The organism is Novosphingobium sp. BL-S-20 (genome assembly GCF_055521635.1).
Genome location: NZ_CM145493.1, coordinates 1,409,533 through 1,419,646, shown reverse-complemented (window position 1 = coordinate 1,419,646; position 10,114 = coordinate 1,409,533). Strand labels below are relative to the sequence as shown.

Annotated in this window: 6 protein-coding genes; 3 read left to right on the top strand and 3 right to left on the bottom strand. The window is 64.2% G+C overall.

What is annotated here, in order from left to right; genetic code table 11:
• The first annotated feature begins 280 nt into the window (after window positions 1-280).
• Together ACZ1II_RS05860 and ACZ1II_RS05855 are read left to right on the top strand one after the other, a co-directional pair.
• A complete protein-coding gene (locus ACZ1II_RS05860; protein WP_465143480.1) occupies window positions 281-2,308 on the top strand; it encodes a TonB-dependent siderophore receptor in 2,028 nt (675 codons plus the stop codon).
• Window positions 2,309-2,463: 155 nt separating this feature from the next.
• Window positions 2,464-3,525, top strand: a complete 1,062-nt coding sequence (locus ACZ1II_RS05855; protein ID WP_465143479.1) for a class I SAM-dependent methyltransferase — start codon at window positions 2,464-2,466, stop codon at window positions 3,523-3,525.
• Between the two features lie 169 nt (window positions 3,526-3,694).
• On the opposite strand, the gene ACZ1II_RS05850 is transcribed toward ACZ1II_RS05855, so the two are convergent.
• The 3 genes from ACZ1II_RS05850 to ACZ1II_RS05840 form a co-directional block, all read right to left on the bottom strand.
• A complete protein-coding gene (locus tag ACZ1II_RS05850) occupies window positions 3,695-5,065 on the bottom strand; it encodes an IS1380 family transposase (RefSeq protein WP_465143380.1) in 1,371 nt (456 codons plus the stop codon).
• A gap of 172 nt (window positions 5,066-5,237) precedes the next feature.
• On the bottom strand, window positions 5,238-7,592 hold the full coding sequence (locus ACZ1II_RS05845) for a GH92 family glycosyl hydrolase (RefSeq protein ID WP_465143478.1): 2,355 nt from the start codon (window positions 7,590-7,592) through the stop codon (window positions 5,238-5,240).
• Window positions 7,589-7,786 carry a hypothetical protein gene (locus ACZ1II_RS05840; RefSeq protein ID WP_465143477.1) on the bottom strand — a complete coding sequence of 66 codons (198 nt, stop codon included), beginning with the start codon at window positions 7,784-7,786 and terminating at the stop codon, window positions 7,589-7,591. The genes ACZ1II_RS05845 and ACZ1II_RS05840 overlap by 4 nt, the downstream gene beginning before the upstream one ends.
• A 75-nt stretch (window positions 7,787-7,861) precedes the next feature.
• On the opposite strand from ACZ1II_RS05840, the gene ACZ1II_RS05835 reads away from it, so the two are divergent.
• Window positions 7,862-10,063: a TonB-dependent receptor gene (locus tag ACZ1II_RS05835; protein ID WP_465143476.1), complete on the top strand. Its 2,202-nt coding sequence runs from the start codon at window positions 7,862-7,864 to the stop codon at window positions 10,061-10,063.
• Window positions 10,064-10,114: the final 51 nt, after the last annotated feature.

Sequence of the window (10,114 nt, the reverse complement as noted above, 5' to 3'; positions counted from 1 at the left end):
TCTTTGAGGCGATGCGAATGTCTGCGTCAGGAGCGCAAGTGAAAATTCCGTAACAAAAATGTTTCCAAGTTGTTGCATATGCTAATCAGTCGCATTAGCTGCCGCCCGCAGTCGGTGCCGGGATTCTCCGAAAGCACCATCATGAGGGGGCCGCAGGATGTCCGTCAGAGTAAGAATTCGCACGCGCTGTTCCGTGGCGTCGGTATTGGCTTTCAGCTTCTTGTCCGTCGCCGCCCATGCTGAAACAGCTGCCGAAAACCCTGATCCAGACGCCATTGTCGTGACGGGCTCGACGGAAACGACCGGCCTCAGCCTGTCCTCGCGGGAAACGCCGCAGTCGGTGACCGTTCTGGATAGCGCGCGGATCCAGGAGCAGGGTCTCTTCGACATCTCCCAGGTCATGGAGCAGATCGTCGGGGTTCAGACCAACCGTACCAGCGCTCTCGGCACGGACGGCACCAATTACACGGCGCGCGGTTTCGCGATCAAGAACTACCTGGTGGACGGTATCGCACGACCGGCCAATATCTACGGCTTCACCGAGGATACCGCCGATCTCATCGCCTATGAACGGGTGGAGGTGATCCGCGGCTCGGCAGGGATGATGACGGGCACCGGCCAGCCTTCGGCGGCGATCAACATGATCCGCAAGCGTCCGGGCACGGAATATAGCGCTAGCCTGTCGGCCACGGCAGGGTCCTGGGGCATGTATCGCCTGGAAGGCGACCTGAGCGGCAAGCTGACTTCGGACGGGCGGATTCGCGCGCGCCTTGCCGGGGCCTGGCAGGAGAACGACACGTTCATCGACCGCGAGCATGTCAAGCGCCACGCCCTATACGGTGTCGTGGAGGCGGACCTGACCCCCGACACCCTGCTGACGGCGGGCGTGGAATATCAGAACTTCCGCAACACCGGCGCCTCGCGCGGCGGTCTGCCCATCTATTATACCGATGGCACGGAAACGAACTTCGCCCGCTCCACCAACGGCGGCGCCGACTGGTCGGACTTCCGGCGCAAGAGCACCAATGTGTTCGCCTCGCTCAAGCATGCCTTCGACCCCAACTGGAACCTGGAGATCGACGCCGAGCACAAGTCCGGCTCCTACGACGAGACGATCGGCTATTTCTTCGGAAACGCGATCGACAGGCAGACGGGTCTTGGCGGCACGCTCTATTCCACGCGCTGGGCATCCGACCTGAAGCTCGATGCGGTCTACGCCAATCTGCGGGGCACCTTCGAGGCGCTCGGTCAGGAACAGCACGTTGCGCTGACGCTCAGCCATACGCGCTTCGACGACAAGGGGCCGCTCTATCCGGGCTGGTGGGACGGCCCGGACTACATGAAGTCGATCAACGCGCTCGAATTCTTCGAGAACGGCCAGACCCTCAAGCCCGATCTGGCGCCTACGGGCGGCGGTACCGGTAAGCGGATCGAGACCAGTTCCGCCGCCGGTGTGGCGCGGCTGAAACCGATCGCACCGCTCTCGGTGATCGTCGGCGGGCGGCTCACCTGGTGGAAACAGGAGACTTACTCGGAGGATACTTCCGGCGTCGGCACTTACACGCCAGAACTCAACGAAAAGGCGGTCTTCACCCCCTATGCCGGTCTGGTGTTCGACTTCAACAAAGTCATCTCGGCCTATGTCAGCTATGCCAGCGTGTTCGAGCCGCAGACCTATCGCGACCGGAACAGCAAGATGCTGGCGCCTCTGGAAGGGAACACCTACGAGGCAGGCCTGAAGGCGGACTTTTTCGACGGCAAGCTGAGCGCCAGCGCGGCGGTTTTCCGCATGAAGCAGGACAACTACGCCGTGGCCGATGAAGGCCCCATCACCCTGCCGGACGGCAGCACGGCCTACCACGCGGTATCGGGCATGAAGTCGTCCGGATTCGAGCTGGAAGTCAACGGCGAAGTCCTGCCCGGCTGGCGCGTGGCGGGAGGCTTCGCCAATGCCAGAGCGGAAGATCGCGACGGTCTTCGCCAGTTCCCGCAAGTGCCGAAGAACAGCTTCAAGATGTTCACCACCTACCGTCTGTCGGGCGATCTCGACGGGCTGACGCTGGGCGGAAATCTGCAATGGCAGGGCCGGACCCGCGCCGAGTATGCGGGGCCGAACGGCGTGTTCTACACCCAGGACAGTCTCGCCACGCTCGACCTGATGGCGAGCTATCGCTTCTCCGAGCGCCTGTCGCTGACCGCCCATCTGGATAATGTCTTCGACGCGACCTATTATTCCGGATTGGCCACCGGCAGCGCCCGCTATGCGACGCCGCGCAACGTCACGGTTACGCTTCGCGGCACTTTGTAAGAGACCGTTTGAAAATCGACCGCGGGCCAATAGGCTCGCGGCGGCCCTCTACCTCGGAATAGTCATTGCCGGACCCGCGCCGCTATCCCGGCGCGGGTCTCGATGTGCTATGTCCTCCGTCCGGGAGTATCTGCGGAACGGACGCGGAGGATGCCATGACGGAACCGATCGACGAAGCGAGGCTTCATGCCTTCGTCGGCAAGATGCTGGGCGATCTCGGCGGCGCATTGGCCGTCCCCACCGTAAGGATCGGATTTCGGCTGGGTCTGTTCGAGGCCTTGGCGAAAGGGCCTGCCACGGCGCAGGAACTGGCCGTGCGTGCCGGCGGGCTGCATGAGCGCTACGTCCGCGAATGGGCGATGGCGCAGGCAGCGAACGGTTATGTCGATTATGATGGGACGACGGGGACGTTCAGCCTCTCACCCGAGCAGGCGATGGTCTTCGTCGTGCCGGACAGCCCGGTCTATCTGGCCGGGGCCTTCGAACTGGCCGCCGCAATGATCGAGGCCGAGGCTAAAGTCGAGCACTGTTTCCGTACAGGCGACGGGGTGCGCTGGGGCGATCACGCGGGCTGCTTGTTCTGCGCGACCGGTGCGTTCTTCCGCCCCGGCTATGTCAACAACATCGTCCAGAACTGGATACCGGCGCTGGACGGCATGGAGGACAGGCTGCGCAGCGGCGCGAGGGTGGCGGATGTCGGCTGCGGGGTCGGCTTCTCGACCCTGCTGATGGCCGAGGCCTATCCGCAAAGCCGTTTCACCGGCTACGATTTCCACGAACCTTCTATCGAGGAAGCACGGCGCCATGCCGCCGAGCACGGGCTGGGCGACCGTGTCGATTTCCGGGTGGCCAATGCCAAGGACATCGCCGAGCGCGGCTTCGATCTCGTGACGATGTACGATTGCCTCCACGACATGGGCGATCCGCGCGGCTGCGCGGCGCACATGCGCGAGATATTGGGCGAGGGTGGCCGTTGGATGATCGTCGAGCCGATTGCAGGCGATGCGCCGCAGGACAATCTCAATCCGGTCGGACGACTTTACTACAACGCCTCGACGATGATCTGCGTGCCGACCTCGCTCGATCAGGAAGTGGGCGAAGGACTCGGTGCGCAGGCCGGGGAAGCGCGGATCGCCGGGATCGTGCGCGAGGGCGGCTTCGCCAGCGTCCGGCGTGCGACCGAAGGGCCGTTCAACATGGTGCTGGAAGCGCGCTAGCCCGCACTATTCATGAGGCCTCCGCTCCGGGTTGGTCCGAGCATGGTTTGTCGGTCGCCGGGTGATCAGAGCAAGCTCCTCCGGCGGGTTTTTTCACCGCGTCAGGATCGATGGGCTTTTCGAGGTTGAAGGACGAGGGCTCGGGCTTTCGGCGGCACTGCCGCGCTGGTTATGTGGGTGCCGGCCGGAGGCCGGTGGCAATGGTTCTGAACAGGCTGGCATCGGGGCAGGCTGACGCGAAGGCGACGCGGATGCGCGTAGCGGTTTCGATGACGCGGGCGGCGACCTTGAGCAACCGCAGGCGCAGCGTTGCGAACTCGGCGGTGGCGAGCGGGGCAGCCTTCGGGATTTCCTGCTGGATGCGCCACACGAGCCAGTAGGCGGCGGTGTGCAGGATGATGCGCATCTGGTTGGCGTTGGCAGATCGGCACGAGGTACGATCGCTGGCAAGCTGGGTCTTGTGGCGCTTGATCAGGTTCTCGGCGTTGCCGCGAGCGCAGTAGAGGGTGTCGTAGATATGCTCAGCCGAACCTTCGGCCAGCGAGGTGACGACATAGCGGATGTCCATGCCCAGCGTGCTGGCCTCGATCCGGGCGACGACGCGGCGCTGGCACTTCCAGCTCTTCGCGCCGTAGCGGGTCTCGGCATAGTTGCGCAGGACCGGATATTGGCGCTGAGCCCGCTTAACCGCGCAGGCATCGGCGGCAGCGACGATTTCGGGATCAGCACGCAGCGCGGCGTTGGTTGGCAGGCCGAACACGTAATCGACGCCGGCCGCCTCGCAGAAGGCCATGACCTCGGGCCGGCCATAGTGCCCGTCGCCGCGGATGGTGATGTGCGTTTCGGGCCAGTGCCGGCGCAGATGGCGCACCAGGCGCCGGATGTGGCCGGCAGCTTCGGCGCCCGACGGTGTCTTGCCGGTGCGCAGTAGCATCGCCACCGGTCGGCCGGTGGCAGTGTCGTAGACATGGATCGGCAGGAAGCAGCGCTCGCCATGATGCCCGTTCCAGAAGGAGAGCTGCTGATAGCCATGAACAACGTCACAGGTGTCATCGATATCCAGCGTCACCGCCGCCGGCGCGGCGGGGTAGCTGATGCAGTAGATGTCGATCATCGCGGCCATCATCCTGGCCAGCTCGCGTGTGGTCGGCGCATTTTCCCACCGGCTCATCGTCGGTTGGCTGGCCAGCCCCGCGCCCGATCCCGGCAGCTTGTCCAGCGCCAGGCGGAAGCCCGGATCGTCACGCAGAGCGTCGAGATCATCGGCGTCCTCGTAGCCGCACGCGATCGCGAACACGCGGGCACGCAGAATGTCATCAAGGCGATGGATCACCCGCACAGGGTCCCGCGGATCGGCAATGCAAGCCGCAAGCCGCCGGCAAAGCCCCATCGCGCGCTCGGCCTGTGCCAGCAGCAGAACACCGCCATCCGAGGTGAGCCGACCTCCGTCGAACGCGGCTGTGATTTTCTTGCGCCCGATCGCTGGAAACGAAAATCCCGGCGCGCTATCATCGCTCCCGGCGGGTGTGGCCCGTGGCATAAATTGCCTCGCTGCAGGACTGGTCTAGACACCCATTTTCCTACACCAAAGCAATCGCTTACACCACTCCCGCCAACCCTTCTGACCAAGCCCGATGAATAAGCCGGGCTAGGGCAGTCTCCGGCAGAACTGTTGGGTCGGACGGCGGCTGGCCAAGCCATCAGTCAAGTCCTCAGGGCCTGGACATCGAATAGGGTCTTGCGGCCAGCGCCGATCCCCAGGTCTTGTCCGGCTCGGCCTGCATGGTGAAGCGCAAGGTTCCGCCGGCGCGCACTTCGGCATCGGAAATCCATGCGCGGCCGAGCGGCTTGCCGTTCAGTTCCACTTTGCCGACATAGCGGTTGGTGTCCGATAGGCCTTCGGTTTCGACCGTGAAGGTCTTGCCGCCAGGCAGGGTGATCGCCGCGTGGCTGACGAAGGGGCGGCCGATCACATACTGATTGGAGCCGGGCGTCACCGGATAGAAGCCGAGCGCGGTGAAGACCAGCCAGGCCGACATCTGCCCGAGGTCGTCGTTGCCCGAAAGGCCGTCGGGCGTTGGCTTGTACTGGCTCTCGACGATCTGCTTCAGCCGTTCCTGCGTCCGCCAGGGCGCTCCGGCATAGGTATAGAGATAGGCGACGTGGTGGCTTGGCTCATTGCCGTGGATGTACTGGCCGATGAGGCCGGAAATGTCCTCGGCATGGCTGTAGTCCAGCTTCGAATTGTCGAAGTCGAACATCGCGTCGAGCCGGCGGACGACCTTTGCCTCGCCACCAAGCATGCGGAACAGGCCTGCCTGGTCTTGCGGAACGAACCAGCTGTATTGCCAGGCATTGCCCTCGGTATAGTCCGATCCGTAGTTGATCGCGGTGGGATCGAACGGGGTGCGGAAGGTGCCGTCGCTCTTGCGGGCGCGCAGCCAGCCGCTCTTTGCGTCGAAGGAATTGCGCCAGTTGCCCGCGCGCCGGTCGAAGCGGGCGGCGATGTCCTTGCGGCCCATGGCCTCGGCCATGCGCGCGATCGCCCAGTCGTCATAGGCATATTCGACCGTTTTGGACGCCGCCTCCGGCTCCTTGTCGATCGGCACATAGCCGCGCTTGATATATTCGCCGAGGCCGCCGTAGGGCGCGTAGTCGGCGCTGGCGACCATGGCATCCAGTGCCTTGGCCGGATCGAAGCCGCCAAGACCCTTGAGATAGGCGTCGGCGATCACCGGCACGGCGTGATAGCCGATCATCGTCCAGGTCTCGCGCCCGGCGAACTGCCAGACCGGCAGAATGCCCCAGGGGCTGTGCTCGCGGCTGGCGATCAGCGAATTGACGATGTCCGAAGTGGTCCGTTCGGGTTGGACCAGCGTGAGCAGGGGATGCTCGGCGCGGAAGGTATCCCAAAGCGAGAAGGTGGAGCGGAAGGTGAAATCCCTGGCGAGATGGACCTGGTCGTCGGGGCCGCGATAGCGTCCATCGGTGTCGCTCCATACGCTCGGGGCAAGCAGGCTGTGGTAGAGCGCGGTGTAGAGATTGGTGCGCATCGGCGCGGGCGCATCCATGCTGAGGCGCCCCAGCGCCTCGCGCCAGGCGCTCTCGGTGCGGCGGCGCACGGTGTCGAAATCGGCGCCCTCGGCATCGAGGTTGGCGATCGCACCTTGCTCGTCCACGCCCGAGAGTGCGACCCGCACTTCGAGCGGCCGATCCAGCACGCCGAAGTCCAGCCGTGCCTCCAGTGCCTTGCCCAGCTTCTCGGCCAGGGCATCGCTACTGCCGCCCGGCAGGGCCTGCGGGGCGCGGAATCCCTTGTAGGCGACATGTTCGTCGCGGTCGAGGAAGGCGTGGTCCTTGAGCGGTGCGGAGAAGCGCATGGCGAAGAACAGCTTGCGCCCCGGCGCCCAGCCGCGCGTCTCGCGAAAGCCGGTGATGGTGCCGTCTTCATGCAAGTGCAGGCCCGACCACAGGACTTTGCCGGGATAGTTGTACAGGCTGCTGCGCAAGTCGAGCACGAGGTGCGCCTCACTGCCCTGCGGGAAGGCGTAGCGATGGATACCGACGCGGGTGCCGGCGGTCAGTTCGGCGCGCACGCCGCTGTCGGTCAGCGTCACGGCGTAATAGCCTGCGCTTTCCGTCTCGGTATCGTGTGAGAAGCGTTGACGATAGCCGGAACCGGGCTGGTCGGCGCTGCCGGGATCGAGTTTTACCGCGTTTGCCGGGCCGATGGCGGGCATCACCAGGATATCGCCGAGATCGGAATGTCCGGCGCCCGAGAAATGGGTGTGGCTGAAGCCCTGGATGGTGCTGTCGTGATAGCTGTACCCGGCGGCGTGGGCATAACAGTCGCGGATCTGGCAGGTGGCGTCGGTATCGGGCGACAGCTGCACCATGCCGAAGGGCGCGCTGGGGCCGGGGAAGGTGTGGCCTTCCGGTCCGGTACCGATCATCGGATCGACCCAGCGTAGCGGATCGTCCTGCGGCAGCGGCGCGGACGGCGCGGCGCCGAGCGGTTGGATCAGCAGTGTCGAAGCAAGCAGCGCAGCCATCGGGAGCAGTTTCATTGCGTTACGATGGCGGGTAATTCCGCTGCTGTCCAATGCCTTGCTGCACGCATCCGCTGCGGAAAAGCGATACGGTCATGGCGATTGGCCATGATGCACTGCGGAATTTTCCGTAACCTCGCCGGCATGCGCTCTTGTTGTAATTCAGCAACAACTTTGCGCTTTCTCGTTTTGCAACGCAACATGGAAGACATTGCGTTTGCGAGAGGCCGCGCGAACCCTTAATCGCCCGAATTAACAAGGTCAGGGTAATCAAGGTTTCACAAATCATGACACAGCGTCGATTCCGTCGCAGCGCCGCCGTTTCGCTCCTTGCGATCGCTTTCGCCACGCCGTTTGCGGCTCAGGCCCAGAACACTGCAGCAAGTGCGGCGGTTTCTTCCGGTGACAGCGCCACCAGCACCGACATCGTCGTCACCGCGACCCGCCGCGAGGAACGCGCGGTCGACGTGCCGATCGCCGTTTCGGCCCTGAGCGGTGAAAAGCTCGCCGCGATCAATTCCAGCGGCCAGGACATCCGCTTCCTTTCGGGCCGCGTGCCCAGCCTTCTGGCGGAATCGTCGTTCGGTCGCACGTTCCCGCGCTTCTACATCCGCGGCCTCGGCAATACCGACTTCTCGTCGGACGCGGCGCAGCCGGTTTCGGTGGTCTACGACAACATCGCGCTGGAAAGCCCGTTCCTCAAGGCCTTCCCGGCTTTCGACCTTGAGAACATCGAAGTCCTCAAGGGCCCGCAGGGCACGCTGTTCGGCCGCAATACGCCGGCAGGCGTCATCAAGCTGACTTCGGCGCGCCCGACCGACCACTACACCGGCCACGCCAGCGCCTCGTGGGGCACCTACAACACGGTGAACAGCGAAGTCGCGCTCAGCGGCCCGATCACCGATACCCTGCGCTTCCGCGTTGCGGGCAACCTCCAGCACCGCGACGACTGGGTGAAGAACGACTACGCCCAGACGATCAACGAACGCAGCTTCGACGGCTATAACGATCTCGCCGGTCGCGCTCTGCTCGAATATGACAACGGCCCGCTCAACGTCCTCGTCAATGTCCATGCCCGCCGTCTGCGCGGTTCGGCCCGTGTGTTCCGTGGCAACTCGATCAAGCCGGGCACCAACGACTTCGTGGACGGCTTCGACATCGAGCACACCGCACAGAACGGTGCGAACCCGCAGCGCCTCGACAGCTGGGGCACCAATGTCCAGGCCAGCTACGATTTCGATGGCCTCGGCACCCTGTTCTCGGTGACCGGCTGGGAGAAGGTCAACGTCTTCTCGCGCGGTGACGTGGACGGCAGCTACCCCGGCGCCGTTCCGTTCCAGGTTGAGAGCGGTAGCAAGGCGCGTCCGCGCGAATTCACGCAGGAACTGCGCTTCGCCTCGGAAAAGTTCGGCGATGTCAGCTTCCAGGCCGGTGCCTACTACTTCAACCAGAACCTCAACACCGAGGCGCTGAGCTGGAGCACCACCAACGTCCAGACCAACGGCAACACCGCCCATCTCGACAACGAGACTTACGCGGTGTTCGGCTCGGTCGAGTACACCCCGATCGAACAGCTGATCCTGCGCGGCGGCCTGCGCTGGTCGCATGACCGCAAGTACAGCACGCTGGATTCCGCCGCCGGCGCCCTGCTCTCGGAAGGCCGCGCGAAGGGTTCGAAGGTTTCGTGGGACGCCAGCGCGACTTACAAGCTTGACGAGGATCACTCGCTCTACGGCCGTGCTGCGTCCGGCTATCTCGGTGCCTCGCTGAAGAACGACGTCGTCGCCGGTGTCGCCACGCAGGCCAAGCCGCAGACCACGACCTCGTTCGAAGTCGGCGTCAAGGGCCAGGAGCGCGGCCTCGTCAGCTATTCGGCCGACGTGTTCTACATGAACACCCGCAATATCCAGCTGACCGCCGTGGGCGGTGCTTCGAACACCACCACGCTGATCAACGCCCGCAAGGCGATCGGCTGGGGCGTCGAAAGCGAAGTGACGCTGACCCCGGTGGAAGGCCTCGTCCTGACCGCGGGTGGCAGCTACAACTTCACCAAGCTCAAGGACCGCAACCTGATGGTCGCGCCCTGCTCGGGCGGTTGCACCGTGCTCGATCCGGTCGTGGCGGGTACCTCGTTCGTCTCGATCGACGGCAACCGTCTGCCGCAGGCGCCGCGCTGGATCGCCAACTGGACCGCGGGCTACACCTACCCCATCGCAGAGAACCAGGAAGTCTTCGCTTACACCGACTGGGCCTATCGCAGCTCGGTGAACCTGTTCCTCTACGATTCGATCGAGTTCACCGGCAAGCCGTCGCTTGAAGGCGGCCTGCGTGCCGGTTGGCGCGACAACAAGGTGGGTGTGGAAGTGGCGGCCTTCGCCCGCAACATCACCAACCAGATCCGCATCGTCGGCGCGATCGACTTCAACAACCTGACCAGCATGGTCAACGAGCCGCGCATCATCGGCGGCGAAGTGAAGTTCCACTTCTGATCGATTGGTCCTTCCGACCCGGTTTCGGCCGGGTCGGAAGGGCTGCCGAAT

What these genes read in the sequence shown, in the direction of transcription:
- ACZ1II_RS05835 (WP_465143476.1), top strand. Translation starts at nt 7,862, where the DNA reads ATGACACAGCGTCGATTCCGTCGCAGCGCCGCCGTTTCGCTCCTTGCG.
- ACZ1II_RS05845 (WP_465143478.1), bottom strand. Translation starts at nt 7,592, where the DNA reads ATGAAACTGCTCCCGATGGCTGCGCTGCTTGCTTCGACACTGCTGATC.
- ACZ1II_RS05840 (WP_465143477.1), bottom strand. Translation starts at nt 7,786, where the DNA reads ATGTCTTCCATGTTGCGTTGCAAAACGAGAAAGCGCAAAGTTGTTGCT.
- ACZ1II_RS05855 (WP_465143479.1), top strand. Translation starts at nt 2,464, where the DNA reads ATGACGGAACCGATCGACGAAGCGAGGCTTCATGCCTTCGTCGGCAAG.
- ACZ1II_RS05850 (WP_465143380.1), bottom strand. Translation starts at nt 5,065, where the DNA reads ATGCCACGGGCCACACCCGCCGGGAGCGATGATAGCGCGCCGGGATTT.